This window comes from Streptomyces sp. NPDC090025 (assembly GCF_044748125.1).
In the GTDB taxonomy this organism is placed as follows: Bacteria; Actinomycetota; Actinomycetes; order Streptomycetales; family Streptomycetaceae; genus Streptomyces.
The window spans coordinates 99,737-113,742 of the sequence record NZ_JBIVFL010000011.1 but is presented as its reverse complement, the minus strand read 5'-3'; the positions used below and the strand labels follow the sequence as shown (position 1 = coordinate 113,742).

The 14,006-nt window shown below is 71.2% G+C and carries 13 protein-coding genes and 1 riboswitch; of the genes, 10 read left to right on the top strand and 3 right to left on the bottom strand.

From position 1 onward, the window contains the following. Positions 1 to 2 precede the first annotated feature (2 nt). The 3 genes from glyA to gcvT form a co-directional block, all read right to left on the bottom strand. Positions 3 to 1,265, bottom strand: a complete 1,263-nt coding sequence (glyA, locus tag ACIPXM_RS24090) for a serine hydroxymethyltransferase (protein WP_401658760.1) — start codon at positions 1,263 to 1,265, stop codon at positions 3 to 5. 59 nt (positions 1,266 to 1,324) lie between these two features. Further along, positions 1,325 to 1,702 carry a glycine cleavage system protein GcvH gene (gene gcvH, locus ACIPXM_RS24085; protein ID WP_401658758.1) on the bottom strand — a complete coding sequence of 126 codons (378 nt, stop codon included), beginning with the start codon at positions 1,700 to 1,702 and terminating at the stop codon, positions 1,325 to 1,327. 163 nt (positions 1,703 to 1,865) lie between these two features. Continuing rightward, positions 1,866 to 2,990 carry a glycine cleavage system aminomethyltransferase GcvT gene (gene gcvT / locus ACIPXM_RS24080; RefSeq protein WP_401658756.1) on the bottom strand — a complete coding sequence of 375 codons (1,125 nt, stop codon included), beginning with the start codon at positions 2,988 to 2,990 and terminating at the stop codon, positions 1,866 to 1,868. A gap of 159 nt (positions 2,991 to 3,149) precedes the next feature. After that, positions 3,150 to 3,248, bottom strand: a riboswitch (glycine riboswitch). A gap of 155 nt (positions 3,249 to 3,403) precedes the next feature. Here gcvT and ACIPXM_RS24075 point away from each other — a divergent pair. The 10 genes from ACIPXM_RS24075 (at position 3,404) to ACIPXM_RS24030 (ending at position 13,992) form a co-directional block, all read left to right on the top strand. After that, positions 3,404 to 4,159, top strand: a complete 756-nt coding sequence (locus ACIPXM_RS24075) for an AAA family ATPase (protein WP_401658753.1) — start codon at positions 3,404 to 3,406, stop codon at positions 4,157 to 4,159. A 250-nt stretch (positions 4,160 to 4,409) separates the two neighbouring features. Continuing rightward, positions 4,410 to 5,147, top strand: a complete 738-nt coding sequence (locus tag ACIPXM_RS24070) for an enhanced serine sensitivity protein SseB (RefSeq protein WP_401658750.1) — start codon at positions 4,410 to 4,412, stop codon at positions 5,145 to 5,147. 168 nt (positions 5,148 to 5,315) lie between these two features. Further along, positions 5,316 to 6,110, top strand: coding sequence for an enhanced serine sensitivity protein SseB C-terminal domain-containing protein (locus ACIPXM_RS24065; protein WP_401658747.1), 795 nt, complete (start codon positions 5,316 to 5,318; stop codon positions 6,108 to 6,110). A 244-nt stretch (positions 6,111 to 6,354) separates the two neighbouring features. After that, the gene (locus ACIPXM_RS24060) at positions 6,355 to 8,025 is read left to right on the top strand and encodes an ABC transporter substrate-binding protein (RefSeq protein ID WP_401658744.1); all 1,671 of its coding nucleotides are present in this window, start codon (positions 6,355 to 6,357) and stop codon (positions 8,023 to 8,025) included. A 164-nt stretch (positions 8,026 to 8,189) separates the two neighbouring features. Next, positions 8,190 to 9,194, top strand: coding sequence for an ABC transporter permease (locus ACIPXM_RS24055; protein WP_401658741.1), 1,005 nt, complete (start codon positions 8,190 to 8,192; stop codon positions 9,192 to 9,194). Beyond that, positions 9,194 to 10,156, top strand: coding sequence for an ABC transporter permease (locus ACIPXM_RS24050; protein WP_401658738.1), 963 nt, complete (start codon positions 9,194 to 9,196; stop codon positions 10,154 to 10,156). The genes ACIPXM_RS24055 and ACIPXM_RS24050 overlap by 1 nt, the downstream gene beginning before the upstream one ends. A gap of 4 nt (positions 10,157 to 10,160) precedes the next feature. After that, a complete protein-coding gene (locus tag ACIPXM_RS24045; protein ID WP_401658736.1) occupies positions 10,161 to 11,153 on the top strand; it encodes an ABC transporter ATP-binding protein in 993 nt (330 codons plus the stop codon). Beyond that, positions 11,150 to 12,265, top strand: coding sequence for an ABC transporter ATP-binding protein (locus tag ACIPXM_RS24040; RefSeq protein ID WP_401658733.1), 1,116 nt, complete (start codon positions 11,150 to 11,152; stop codon positions 12,263 to 12,265). Before ACIPXM_RS24045 ends, ACIPXM_RS24040 begins: the two co-directional genes overlap by 4 nt. Before the next feature lie 151 nt (positions 12,266 to 12,416). Beyond that, positions 12,417 to 13,106, top strand: a complete 690-nt coding sequence (locus tag ACIPXM_RS24035; protein ID WP_401658730.1) for a trimeric intracellular cation channel family protein — start codon at positions 12,417 to 12,419, stop codon at positions 13,104 to 13,106. A 37-nt stretch (positions 13,107 to 13,143) separates the two neighbouring features. Then, entirely contained in the window at positions 13,144 to 13,992 is an 849-nt protein-coding gene (locus ACIPXM_RS24030; RefSeq protein WP_401658728.1) for a thioesterase family protein, read from the top strand. The last annotated feature ends 14 nt before the right edge of the window (positions 13,993 to 14,006 follow it).

The following is a 14,006-nucleotide window of genomic DNA, read 5'->3' as shown; positions in this document are numbered from 1 at the left end:
AATTACTTCAGGCCGGGGTACAGCGGGTGCTTGTCCGCCAGGGCCGTCACCCGGGCCTTCAGCGCCTCCGCGTCGAAGCCGGGCTTCAGCGTCTCGGCGATGATGTCGGCGACCTCGCGGAAGTCCTCGTCCTGGAAGCCGCGGGTGGCGAGCGCCGGGGTGCCGATCCGCAGACCCGAGGTCACCATCGGCGGCCGCGGGTCGTTCGGGACGGCGTTCCGGTTGACCGTGATGCCGACCTCGTGCAGCCGGTCCTCGGCCTGCTGGCCGTCCAGCTCGCTGTCGCGCAGGTCGACCAGGAGCAGGTGCACGTCGGTGCCGCCGGACAGCACCGAGACACCGTGCGCCGTGACGTCGTCCTGCACCAGGCGCTCGGCGATGATCCGGGCACCGTCCAGGGTGCGCTGCTGGCGCTCCTTGAACTCCTCCGACGCGGCGACCTTGAAGGACACCGCCTTGGCGGCGATCACGTGCTCCAGCGGACCGCCCTGGAAGCCCGGGAAGACCGCCGAGTTCAGCTTCTTCGCGAACTCCTTGCCACGGGCCAGGATGACACCGCCGCGCGGGCCGCCCAGCGTCTTGTGGGTGGTGGAGGTGACCACGTCCGCGTACGGCACCGGGTTCGGGTGCAGACCCGCCGCGACCAGGCCCGCGAAGTGGGCCATGTCGACCCACAGGTACGCCTCGACCTCGTCGGCGATCCGGCGGAACTCGGCGAAGTCGAGCTGGCGCGGGTACGCCGACCAGCCCGCGATGATCACCTTCGGGCGGTGCTCCTTGGCCAGGCGCTCGACCTCGGCCATGTCGACCAGACCGGCCTCGTCCACGTGGTACGCGACCACGTTGAACTGCTTGCCGGAGAAGTTCAGGCGCATGCCGTGGGTGAGGTGGCCGCCGTGCGCCAGGTCGAGACCGAGGATCGTGTCGCCGGGCTGGGCGATCGCGAACAGCGCGGCCTGGTTGGCGGAGGCGCCGGAGTGCGGCTGCACATTGGCGTACTCGGCGCCGAACAGCTCCTTGATCCGGTCGATCGCGATCTGCTCGGCCACGTCGACGTGCTCGCAGCCGCCGTAGTAGCGGCGGCCCGGGTAGCCCTCGGCGTACTTGTTGGTGAGGACCGAGCCCTGGGCCTCCATGACCGCGACCGGAGCGAAGTTCTCCGAGGCGATCATCTCGAGGGTGGACTGCTGGCGGCGGAGCTCGGCGTCGACGGCGGCGGCGACGTCCGGGTCCAGCTCGTGGAGAGGGGTGTTCAGAAGCGACATGAATCGATCCCTAAGGGTCTCGGTCGAGGTCTCGGACTCGGTCTCGGACTCGGACTCGGTCAGCCCGCGGTGAAGGCGGTGTACTCGTCGGCGCTGAGCAGGTCGCCCGGCTCGTCCGAGATGCGCACCTTGAACAGCCAGCCGGCCTCGAACGGGGCGGTGTTCACCAGCGACGGGTCGTCGACGACGTCCTGGTTGGCCTCGACGACCTCACCGGTCACCGGGGCGTACAGGTCGCTGACGGACTTGGTCGACTCCAGCTCGCCGCAGGACTCGCCCGCGGTCACCGTGTCGCCGACCTCGGGAAGCTGCACGAAGACGACGTCACCGAGCGCGTTCGCGGCGTGCTCCGTGATGCCGATGGTGGCGACGCCGTCCTCGACGGCCGACAGCCACTCGTGCTCCTTGCTGTAACGCAGCTGCTGGGGGTTGCTCATGTCCTGATTCTCCTGTACGGGGGGAGTGCTGATGAACGTGGGTCTCGGGGAGTGAGACACCGAACGGGACAAGGGGTGGGACGAGGGGGCGGTACGAGGGGGGGCGAGGGGCCCGGTCGGCCGGCGTCACCGGCCCCGTGTCACCGGCCCCGCGCCCCCAGTGTCACTTCTGGCGCTTGTAGAACGGCAGCGCCACGACCTCGTACGGCTCGTGGGTGCCGCGGACGTCCACGCCGACGCCCGCCGTGCCCGGCGCCGCGAAGGCCGCGTCGACGTACGCGATCGCGATCGGCTTGCCCAGCGTCGGGGACGGGGCACCGGACGTGACCTCGCCGATCACCGCGCCGTCCGCGACCACCGGCATCCCGGCGCGCGGCACCCGGCGGCCCTCGGCGATCAGGCCGACCAGCTTGCGCGGCGGGGCGGTCTCGGCGCGCTCGGCCGCCTTCTCCAGCGCCTCGCGGCCCACGAAGCGGCCGTCGTTGGTGGTCTTCTCGAACTTGACGACCCGGCCGAGGCCCGCGTCGAACGGGGTCAGCGCGGTGGTCAGCTCGTGCCCGTACAGCGGCATGCCCGCCTCCAGGCGCAGCGTGTCACGGCAGGACAGGCCGCACGGGATGAGGCCGACGCCGGCGCCCGCCTCGGTGAGCGCGGTCCACACGCCCTCGGCGTGCTCCGGCTTCAGGAACAGCTCGAAGCCGTCCTCGCCGGTGTATCCGGTACGGGCGATCAGCGCGGGCACGCCCGCCACGGTGCCCGGCAGGCCCGCGTAGTACTTCAGACCGTCCAGGTCGGCGTCGGTGAGCTGCGCCAGGATGCCGGGGGACTCCGGGCCCTGCACCGCGAGCAGCGCGTACGCGTCACGGTCGTCGCGCACCTCGGCGTCGAAGCCCGCCGCGCGCTCGGTCAGCGCGTCGAGCACGATCTGCGCGTTGGAGGCGTTGGCGACGACCATGTACTCGGTCTCGCCGAGGCGGTAGACGATCAGGTCGTCCAGGATGCCGCCGTCCTCCTGGCAGATCATCGTGTAGCGGGCCCGCCCGTTGCCGACGGTCGAGATGTTGCCGACCAGGGCGTAGTCGAGGAGCTCCACGGCCTGCGGGCCGCTGACGGTGATCTCGCCCATGTGGGAGAGGTCGAACAGCCCGGCCCGGGTGCGCACCGCGGTGTGCTCGTCGCGCTCGCTGCCGTACCGCAGCGGCATGTCCCAGCCCGCGAAGTCGGTCATGGTCGCGCCCAGCGAGCGGTGCAGCGCGTCGAGGGCGGTCTGGCGGGGGGCAGTGCTCATGGGGTGGCTCCCGGGTCCCAGGGCGTGCGGGGCACGACGTGACAAGACGGTGAGGACGTTCCTCCCCATCTGTCATGGAACCTGAGAGGTTCACCGAGGGCATCCTCGGCTTGCACCTTGGGTGGGGCCGCGCCAGGGCGGCCCACTTTTCAGATCTGCCTCATCCACGCGGTACGGGGCCTGAGAGATTCAAGGGAGGTGCTTGCTCCTTCGGCGCCCGGGCGCACTGCGTGCCCAGGACTCTCCCGCGCGGATTCGAGCGGCCGGTATGAGGTTGTGCGCGCTCGGTCGAGCGCGTGGCGCGCTCATCATTGCACGGCGGCTCCGCGCGTCACATCACTTGCTTCGCATTACCTCTTCTTTACACTTCGTGGGCAAGGGTCTCCGCAGGGCCCGACAGGGGGGAAGCGGCGATGACGATCCAGCGCACCATCCAGCACACCGATGTCCGTGCGGCTGTCCGTTCGGCTGTCCGTACGACGGTCGGTACGACCGTCGGTACGACGGTCCGTACGGCGAGCACGGCCGTGGCGGGCACCGGCCTGCCCGTCCAGCGGACGCGGGCCCGGGCCCGGTTCCGGCGCCGCGTCCGGCTGCTGCGCGATCTGCGCGAGCGCGGCGGCCGCAGCCCCCGCGTCCTCACCTATGCCGCGGGCGACGTGGTGGTGGTCTCCGGGCTGCCCGGCGCGGGCAAGTCCACGCTGATGGGCCGGGCCGCCCAGGGCCGCGCCATCGACTCCCAGGACACCCGGGAGCGCTGGGAGGCCCGGCTGCCCCGCTTCCTGCCGTACGCGGTCTACCGCCCGCTCGCCCGGCTCGCCCACTACGCCGGGCTGCGCCGGGCACTGCGCGCCGGGGCCGGGGTGATCGTGCACGACTGCGGCACCCAGTCCTGGGTGCGCGGCTGGCTCGCCCGGGAGGCCCGGCGGCGCGGCGCCGCGCTCCATCTGATCCTGCTCGACGTCGACCCCGGGACCGCGCGGGACGGCCAGCTCGCCCGCGGCCGGGGCGTCTCGGCGTACGCCTTCGCCCGGCACCGGCGGGCCGTCGGACGGCTGGTGCGCACCGCCGAGGAGGGCGCCCTGCCGCCCGGCTGCGCCTCGGTCACGCTGCTCGACCGGGACGCCGCCGACACCCTGCGGAAGATCGGCTTCCGGGACGCCTCCTGAGCGGGGGCCGCCCGAGCCGGGTCTCCTGAGCGGGCCGCACCGAACGGGCCGCCCGGAGCCGGGCCACCCGAGCCGCCTCCCCGTACGGGCCCCGTCAACGGCTCGCGCCGCCGTGTCCTGGACCACACCCGGCCGCCCGCCCCGGCCCGGTGCGCGCTTTTCGGTCACGCGGGCCCCGGACCGCCGTTAAGGTGCTGGGGGCACCGGACGGGCCGGGTGGCCGGGAGTGGCCGGGAAAGGGACGACGACCGTGGACGTGACGTGGCCGGGCAATGAGCTCGAAGAGGTACTGGCCGCCTCCCTCGGCAACCCCTCCGCGGGCGGCCGCCTGGTCGAGGTGCTCGGCCGCAGCCCCGTCTGGGTGCCGCTGCCCAACGGCGGCGGACCGGACAGCGCCGACCTCGACCTGCCGACCCTGGAGCTCGACGGCGCCGCGTACGTGCCGGTGTTCAGCTCCGAGCACCAGTTCCTCGCCTGCGTCGGCGAGCACATGTCGTACACCGTCGCGCCCGCCCGCGAGTTCGCCCGCGGGCTGCCCCCGCAGCTCGGCATCGCCGTGAACCCCGGCGGCACCGTCGGCGTGCCGCTGCCGCCGCCCGCCGTCGCCGAGCTCTGCCGCACCGGCCGCACCGCGCTCGACGGGCCCGCCACCGGCGGCCGGGTCCGGCTGTTCGAGCCGGACTGGCAGGACGACCCGGTCGACTTCCTGGCCGCCGCCTCCGCCGAGTTCGAGGCCACCGGCGTCGTCGCCAGCGCCCGCCGCGCGCTCGCCAGCGTCGAGGGCACCGAACCCGCCCTCTTCGTCGCCGTCGAGCTCACCGGACCCGAGGCCGACCGCAACGCCCCGCTCGACGCGCTCGGCCGCGCCCTCGGCCGGGTCGAGGTCGCCTGGCCGGTCAACCTGATCCTGCTCGACCTCGCGCACGACCCGGTCGGTGACTGGATGACGGAGAAGGTGCGCCCCTTCTTCCAGCGCGCCGCCGTGTGACGGCACCCCTGTCTAAGCTGAACTGACTGAACTGAACTGAACTGGACTGGACCGAACCGCACGGAACTCAACCGGACGGAACAGGGCCGGACCGGAACAGACCCGGTCGTACGACCACGAGCACCAACCCATCAGCACCACGGAAGACGAAGAGGGGCGTGACCCACGGTGAGCGCGTCAGGCACCGCCGCGACCGGAGGACCGGTCGAGCACATGCTGCGCCAGGTGGCACCGGGGCGTCACGACGCCTACGAGCAGCTGCTGCACGCCCTCGCCGGCTCCGACGTCTGGATGCTGCTCTGGCAGGGCGCCGCCGGATCGCCCGACGCCCAGTACGGCAACATGGAGGTCGACGGCCACGGCTACGCCCCGTGCGTCACCTCCGCCCAGGAACTCGCCGCGTCCGGCTGGACCCGCGCCCACGAGCGCGTCACCGGCGTCGAGATCGCCCGCGCCCTGTTCCCCGACCGCTGGGGCATCTGGCTCAACCCGCACGCCCCCGGCGGCGGCGTCGGCATCCCGTGGGCCGATCTGCGCCGGATCGCCACCGGCCTCGACCGGATGCCCGCCGGACCGCTGCGGCTGTCCGAACCCGCCCTGGACATCCCGCAGTTCTACGCCCAGCTCACCCAGAACGCGCACCGCACCCCGGCCGTCCGCTCGCTGCGCCGCGCCTGGGTGCAGCCCGCGCTCGGCTTGCCGTACCTCGCCATCGGCCTCGATCTGTACGACTCCTCGCCGGGCTCCGTCGAGGCGGTGCGCGCGATGATGCACCAGACAGTCGGCGCGGTCCCGGACGGCCTTCCGGTCTCCACGGTCGCCATGTCCGACACGTACGACCCGGTCGCGATGTGGCTGTACGCGCACGCCCGGCCGTTCTACGACCGCGACGCGCACGGCGCCGCCCCGGGCGCCCCGTCTCACCAGCCGGGATACGGCTACCCGCCCGCGCACCACCGCTGAACCGCCCCGCACCGCCCCCGGCCGCGCGCCGCCGTGCTCCGGCGCGCCGCCGAAATCCCTTGTCAAGGTGAGGTTTTGGCTCCGCTTTCGACCGTCGGAGCTGCGATGTCCCGCATCCGACCGATTTGGTGACTGTCCGGGTCTCAGGTTGATATCACCGCTATGCGGACTGTTCTCTGTCGCGTCACTCGCCAGTAGCGTTCGGCCGGTCAAGACCACACATGGCGGACCCAGGGGTGGACCCATGCGAATATTCAATTCCCGGGCGGCCCGGGCTTTGACGGCGACCCTCGCGGTCGGCCTCATCGCCACCGGCTGCGCGAGCGAGCGGGGCAAGGACGGCGACAAGGGCGGCGCGAAGGACACCTTCGTGTTCGGCGCCCCCGGCGACCCGGCCTCCCTCGACCCGGCCCTCGCCAGCGACGGCGAGACCTTCCGCGTCACCCGGCAGGCCTTCGAGGCCCTCCTGGAGCACGAGTCCGGCGGCAGCAAGCTGGTCGGCGGCCTCGCCGAGAAGTGGTCCAGCAACCCCGCGGGCACGGTCTGGACGTTCAACCTGCGGCAGGGCGTGAAGTTCCACGACGGCGAGAAGTTCGACGCCGCCGCGGTCTGCGCGAACTACGACTACTGGTTCAACTGGAAGGGCACCTTCCAGAGCAGCGCGGTCTCCTACTACTGGCAGACCATCATGGGCGGGTTCGCGAAGAACGAGAACCCCGAGACGCCCAAGGCCAATTACAAGTCCTGCACCGTCAAGGACGCGAACACGGCCGTCATCGAGGTCAACGAGCCCTCCGCCAACCTGCCCGGCGGCTTCTCCCTGCAGGCCCTCGCGATCCACTCGCCGAAGGCCCTCAAGGAGTACGCGAAGGAGCAGGCGACCGCCAAGGGCGACGCCATCACCTACCCCAAGTACAGCCAGGAGGCCGGCACGGTCGCCGGCACCGGCCCGTACAAGATCACGAAGTGGAACAAGGGCAACAAGGAAGTCACCCTGACCCGCTTCGACGACTACTGGGGCGAGAAGGCGAAGATCAAGAACCTGGTCTTCCGCACCCTCGACACCGAGGAGGGCCGCCGTCAGGCGCTCCAGGCCGGTGACATCGACGGCTACGACCTGGTCGCGCCCGCCGACATCAAGACCCTTGAGGCCGCGGGCTTCCAGGTCCCGACCCGTGACGTCTTCAACCTGCTCTACCTCGGTATGTCGCAGGAGAAGCACCCGGCGCTGAAGAAGCCCGAGGTCCGGCAGGCCATCGCGCACGCCATCGACCGGGAGAACATCGTCAAGACCCAGCTGCCCGCCGGTGGCAAGGTCGCGACCCAGTTCATGCCCGACACGGTCGCCGGCTTCTCCGAGAACGTGAAGAAGTACGACTTCGACACCGCCAAGGCCAAGCAGCTGCTCGCCGCCGCCGGTGAGAGCAAGCTCTCCGTCGAGTTCTGCTACCCGACCGAGGTCACCCGCCCGTACATGCCCGCTCCGCAGGACATCTTCGAGCTGATCAAGGCCGACCTGGAGAAGGCCGGCATCAAGGTCACCCCGCGTCCGCTGAAGTGGAACCCGGACTACGTCGACGCCACCGAGGCGGGCGGCTGCGCCCTCCACATCCTCGGCTGGACCGGTGACTTCAACGACGGCTACAACTTCATCGGCACCTGGTTCGCCGGTTACGGCAAGCAGTGGGGCTTCAAGGACGACAAGGTCTTCGCCGCGGTCAAGGCCGGCTCCATGCAGGGCGACCCGACCAAGCGCACCGACCTGTACAAGAAGGCCAACGAGGTGATCATGGACTACCTCCCGGGTGTCCCGCTGACCTCCTCCCCGCCGGCCATCGCGTTCGGCAAGAACGTCAACCCGCCGAAGGTCTCCCCGCTGACGCAGGAGAACTTCTCGGAGACGTCGTTCAAGTAACGAGACCGCCCACCGAGTAACGAGACCTCCTTCAGGTAACCCGGACAAGTAACCCGGACAGGTCACCCGGAAGGAACTCCCGAGGTCCGCCCGGCCACCGAGATCGCGTGGCCGGGCGGCTTCGCATCCCACCTCCGTACCAACGCAAGAAAGGGGCACGCGGGGTGTTGCGACTCGTCGTACGACGACTTCTCCAGCTCATACCCACCCTGCTCGGCCTGTCGGTCCTGCTGTTCATCTGGCTGAACCGACTGCCCGGCGGACCCGCCTCAGCGATCCTGGGCGAGCGGGCGACCGAAGCCGACGTGGCACAGATCAACCGCGCGCTGGGTCTCGACCAGCCGCTCTACGTCCAGTACGGACGCTTCCTCAAGCGGCTCGTCAACCTCGACCTCGGCACCTCGGTGCAGACCGGCCAGCCGGTCTGGGACGAGTTCACGCTGCGCTTCCCGGCCACCGTGGAACTCAGCGTCGCCGCCATGCTCATCGCCGTCGTCGTCGGCATCCCGCTCGGCTACCTCGCGGCCCGCAGGCGCGGCAGCTGGATCGACGTGGCCTCGGTGTCCGGCTCACTGCTCGGCATCTGCTTCCCGATCTTCTTCCTCGCGCTGCTCCTCAAGGGCGTCTTCGCCGTCCAGCTCGGCATCTTCCCCACCTTCGGCCGGATGTCCACCGGCGTCGACGCCACCAGCGTCACCGGCTTCGCCACCCTCGACGGACTGCTCACCGGCGAACTCGACGCCACCTGGGACGCGTTGCAGCACCTGGTGCTGCCCGCCGTCGCGCTCTCCTCCATCCCGCTCGCCGTCATCGTCCGGATGACCCGCGCCAGCGTCCTGGAGGTCATCGGCGAGGACTACGTCCGCACCGCCGAGTCCAAGGGCCTGGAGCGGCGGGTCGTCCGCGGCCGCCACATCCTGCGCAACGCGATGCTCCCCGTCGTCACCGCCGTCGGCCTGCTCACCGGCAGCCTGCTCTCCGGCGCCGTGCTCACCGAGTCGGTGTTCTCCTTCGGCGGCATCGGCTCCTTCATCCGCACCGCCATCGACGCCCGCGACTACCCGGTCCTCGTCGGCTTCATCATGTTCATCGCACTCATCTACGTGCTGATCAACATGCTCGTGGACCTTCTCTACAGCGTCATCGATCCGAGGGTGCGGGTGCACTGATGAGCCTGATAACCCCCAACACGTCGAAGATCGACCGGCTCGCCGCGCTCACCGCGAAGACCGAGTCCACCACCGGCGCCAGCCTGTGGCGCGAGGCCATGCGCCGGCTGCGCCACAACAAGATGGCCATCATCGGCGCGGTCGTCATCGGCCTCTTCGTGCTGATCGCCGTCATCGGCCCGTGGATCGCCCCGTACGGCCCCGCCGAACAGACCTGGCGCGGCGAAGTCTTCTCCAACCGGGGCCAGTTCGTCGGCGCCCGCGGCGAGAACTGGTTCGGCCTCGACCACCTCGGCCGGGACGTGTTCTCCCGGATGCTGGTCGGCGCCCGCCAGACGCTCCTGGTCGGCGTGGTCTCCATGCTCATCGGCCTGATCGCCGGAGCCGTCATCGGCACCGTGTCCGGCGCCGCCGCCACCCTCGGCGGCCGGGCCGGCGCCCGCCTCGACGACGTCATCATGCGCTTCACCGACATCATGCTGGCGCTGCCCTCGCTGCTCCTCGCGGTGTCCATCGCCGCCGTGATGGGCCAGTCGCTCAGCACCGTCATGATCGCCGTCGGCGTGGTGCAGGTCCCGGTCTTCGCCCGGCTCCTTCGCGGCTCGATGCTCGCCCAGGGCAGCGCCGACTACGTCCTCGCGGCCCGCTCGCTCGGCATCCGCAAGCGGCGCATCGTGCTCACCCAGATCATGCCCAACTCACTGAGCCCGGTGATCGTCCAGGCCACCCTCAGCCTCGCCACCGCCATCATCGAGGCCGCCGCGCTGTCCTACCTCGGCCTCGGCAACCCCGACCCGGCGGTCCCCGAATGGGGCGTGATGCTCTCCCAGGCGCAGCGCTTCTTCGACAACGCGCCCATGATGTCCATGTATCCGGCGGTCGCCATCATCATCACGGCCCTCGGCTTCACCCTGCTCGGCGAGGCCATGCGCGAAGCCCTCGACCCGAAGCTGCGAGGTTGATGTCATGCCACTGCTCACCGTGGACGAACTGACCGTCACCTTCGGCGGCCGCGGCCGCAAGGACGTCCGGGCGGTCAACGGCGTCTCCTTCAGCGTCGACCAGGGCCAGGTCGTCGGCCTGGTCGGCGAGTCGGGCTGCGGCAAGTCCGTGACCTCGCTCGCCCTGATGGGGCTGCTGCCCGCCAAGGGCGTCACCCTCGGCGGCCGCGCCGACCTCGACGGCACCGACCTGCTGTCGCTGAGCCCGTCGAAGATGCGCGACCTGCGCGGCCGGGACCTGGCGATGATCTTCCAGGACCCGCTGTCCTCGCTGAACCCGGTCATCCCGATCGGCATCCAGGTCACCGAGATCCTGAAGCGGCACCGCGGCCTGAAGGGCGAGGCCGCCCGCAAGGAGGCCGCCCACCTGCTCGACCGGGTCGGCATCCCGGACCCGGACCGGCGCCTCAAGGAGTACCCGCACCAGCTGTCCGGCGGCATGCGGCAGCGCGCGCTCATCGCCATGGCGGTGGCCTGCGCCCCCCGCCTGCTGATCGCCGACGAGCCGACCACCGCGCTCGACGTCACCATCCAGGCCCAGATCCTCGAACTCCTCAAGGAACTGGTCGACCAGGAGGGCACCGCGCTCCTGATGATCACCCACGACCTGGGGGTGGTCGCGGGCCTGTGCGACGAGGTCAACGTGCTGTACGCGGGCAAGGTCGTCGAATCGGCCCCGCGCCGCGAGCTGTTCGCGCACCCGACCCACCCGTACACCCACGGGCTGCTCGGCTCCATCCCCCGGCTCGACGCCCCGCGCGGCGAGTCCCTGCACCCGATCCGCGGGTCCATCAACGACCAGATCGCCTGGACCGACGGCTGTGCCTTCGCGCCGCGCTGCGACCGGTACGAGATGGAGTGCCTGACCGGCACGCCCGCACTGACCGAACCCCGCTCGGCCGGACACCGTGCCCGCTGCGTCAACCCGGTCCTGGCCACGACGGAGGTCCCGGCATGAGCCTGCTGGAACTCGACGGGGTGAAGGTCCACTTCCCCGTCAAGAAGGGCATCCTCTTCGACCGCACGGTCGGGCACGTGTACGCGGTCGACGGCATCTCGCTGTCGGTCGAGGCGGGTCAGACGTACGGCCTGGTCGGCGAGTCCGGCTGCGGCAAGACGACGCTCGGCCGCGCGGTGCTGCGGCTCGTCGACGTCACCGAGGGCTCGGTGGTGCTCGACGGCACCGACATCGCGAAGCTCTCCGAGAAGGACCTGCGGTCGTTCCGCCGCCGCCTCCAGATGGTCTTCCAGGACCCGCTGGGCAGCCTCAACCCGCGGCAGAACATCGAGTCCATCCTCAGCGAGGGCATGGCCGCGCACGGCATCGGCGCGAACCAGGACGAGCGCCGCGAGAAGATCAAGGAGATCCTGGCGAAGGTCGGCCTGCCCGGCAACGCCCTCTCCCGCTACCCGCACGAGTTCTCCGGCGGCCAGCGCCAGCGCATCGGCATCGCCCGCGCGCTCGTCCTGGAGCCGGACGTGATCATCTGCGACGAGCCGGTCTCCGCGCTCGACGTCTCCATCCAGGCCCAGGTGATCAACCTCCTGGAGGAGCTCCAGGAGTCGATGGGCCTGACCTATCTGGTCATCGCCCACGACCTCGCGGTGGTCCGGCACATCTCGGACGTCATCGGCGTGATGTACCTCGGCTCACTGGTCGAGGAGGCGCCGAGCGACGCGCTGTACGCGGAGCCGATGCACCCGTACACCAAGGCGCTGATGTCGGCGGTCCCGGTGCCGGACCCGGAGGTCGAGGACCGGCGCGAGCGCATCCTGCTCCACGGCGACCTGCCGTCCCCGGCGAACCCGCCGGCCGGCTGCCGCTTCCACACCCGCTGCCCGTGGAAGCAGGAGACGCGCTGCGCGACGGACCGGCCGGAGCTGACGGACGTCGGCGGCGGCCACAAGGTGGCCTGCCACTACGCCCGGGAGATCGCGGCGGGGACGATCACGAGGGCGGGGGAGGGGCCGGTCCCGGCGGACGCCGTGCCGGACGCGAAGCCGGAGGCTGAGGCCGCGGCCGAGCCCGCCGCCGTACCGGCGCAGGGCGAGGCGCCCGCGGAGTCGTAGAGCCGGAGTCCGTACATGAGTACGGGAGTCCGTACCGACGGAATCGTCCGTACCGACGGAATCCTCGGGATACGGATACGCGTGAGGCCCCGCCGCCACCCGGCAGCGGGGCCTCACGGGCGCGGGGGCGCGGAACCGGGACAATGGTTCGGTGCTCCACGATCTGTTCAACCCCTCCGTCCAGCACGCGCTCGATCTCGTCGGCATCTTCGTCTTCGCGATCTCCGGCGCGCTGCTCGCCGTCCGCAAGAACTTCGACGTCTTCGGCATCGCCGTGCTCGCCGAGGTCACGGCCCTCGGCGGCGGTATCTTCCGCGACCTCATCATCGGCGCGGTGCCGCCCGCAGCCTTCACCGATCTCGGCTACTTCCTGATGCCGCTGATCGCGACCGTCCTGGTGTTCTTCCTCCACCCGGAGGTCGAGCGGACCCAGACCGCGGTCAACGTCTTCGACGCGGCGGGCCTCGGCCTGTTCTGCGTGACCGGGACGACCAAGGCGTACGACTACGGGCTCGGCCTCACCTCGTCGGCCGCGCTCGGCCTGGCCACCGCCGTCGGCGGCGGTGTGATCCGGGACGTGCTCGCCAACGAGGTGCCGTCGCTGCTGCGCTGGGACCGGGACCTGTACGCGGTCCCGGCGATCGTGGGCGCGGCGATGGTCGTGCTGTGCATCCGTTTCGACATCCTCAACGCCTACACCAGCGCCCTCGCGGTGCTGACCGCGTTCGTGCTGCGGCTGCTCGCGATGCGCTACCACTGGCGGGCGCCGAGGGCCTGGAACCGGCGGTCGTCGGCGCGGGAGGAACCCGAGACCAGGACCGAAGAAAAAGCTACCGCTTAGTAGCTGAATTCGGCCAGGATCCGGTACCGTCGCCGGTATGAGCACCAGCAGCATCGAAGCCACCGGCCTCAGCGAATTCGACCGGGACACCGCGGTGACCCGGCGCGCGCCCGGCGTGTACGACGCCGAGCTCTCGGCGGGCTGGACCATCATCCACGCGGTGAACGGCGGCTATCTGCTCGCGCTGCTCGGCCGCGTGCTCGGCGACCACCTGCCGCACCCCCACCCCTTCACCATCTCGGCGCACTACCTGACGCCGTCGGTGCCGGGGCCCGCCGTCGTCCGCGCCGAGACCGTGCGCACCGGCCGCACCCTCTCCACCGGCCAGGCGTCCCTCTTCCAGTACGCCGAGGACGGCACCGAGGTGGAACGGATCCGGGTGCTCGCCTCGTACGGCGACCTCGACGCCCTCCCCGACGACGTGCGCACCTCGGCGACCCCGCCCGCGATCGCGCCGCTCGACCGCTGCCTCGGCTCGTCCGACGGCCCGGCCCCGGCGATCCCCGGCTCCTCGGCCATCACCGAGCGGCTCGACATCCGGCTCGACCCGGCCACCGTCGGCTGGGCGGTCGGCGCGCCCTCCGGCAAGGGCGAGATGCGCGGCTGGTTCGCGCTCGCCGACGGCCGCGAGCCCGACCCGCTGTCGCTGCTCCTGACCGTCGACGCGCTGCCGCCGACCTCCTTCGAGCTCGGCCTCAAGGGCTGGACCCCCACGGTCGAGCTCACCACCCACATCCGCTGCCGCCCGGCCCCCGGCCCGCTGCGCGTCGCCATCACCACCCGCAACCTCGCGGGCGGCTTCCTGGAGGAGGACGCCGAGGTCTGGGACTCCGCCGACCGGCTGGTCGCCCAGTCGCGGCAGCTGGCGCGGGCACCGCGCGGCTGAGGCCGGGGGCACTG

What these genes read in the sequence shown, in the direction of transcription:
- glyA (WP_401658760.1), bottom strand. Translation starts at nt 1,265, where the DNA reads ATGTCGCTTCTGAACACCCCTCTCCACGAGCTGGACCCGGACGTCGCC.
- ACIPXM_RS24075 (WP_401658753.1), top strand. Translation starts at nt 3,404, where the DNA reads ATGACGATCCAGCGCACCATCCAGCACACCGATGTCCGTGCGGCTGTC.
- gcvT (WP_401658756.1), bottom strand. Translation starts at nt 2,990, where the DNA reads ATGAGCACTGCCCCCCGCCAGACCGCCCTCGACGCGCTGCACCGCTCG.
- ACIPXM_RS24030 (WP_401658728.1), top strand. Translation starts at nt 13,144, where the DNA reads ATGAGCACCAGCAGCATCGAAGCCACCGGCCTCAGCGAATTCGACCGG.
- ACIPXM_RS24040 (WP_401658733.1), top strand. Translation starts at nt 11,150, where the DNA reads ATGAGCCTGCTGGAACTCGACGGGGTGAAGGTCCACTTCCCCGTCAAG.
- gcvH (WP_401658758.1), bottom strand. Translation starts at nt 1,702, where the DNA reads ATGAGCAACCCCCAGCAGCTGCGTTACAGCAAGGAGCACGAGTGGCTG.
- ACIPXM_RS24050 (WP_401658738.1), top strand. Translation starts at nt 9,194, where the DNA reads ATGAGCCTGATAACCCCCAACACGTCGAAGATCGACCGGCTCGCCGCG.
- ACIPXM_RS24060 (WP_401658744.1), top strand. Translation starts at nt 6,355, where the DNA reads ATGCGAATATTCAATTCCCGGGCGGCCCGGGCTTTGACGGCGACCCTC.
- ACIPXM_RS24045 (WP_401658736.1), top strand. Translation starts at nt 10,161, where the DNA reads ATGCCACTGCTCACCGTGGACGAACTGACCGTCACCTTCGGCGGCCGC.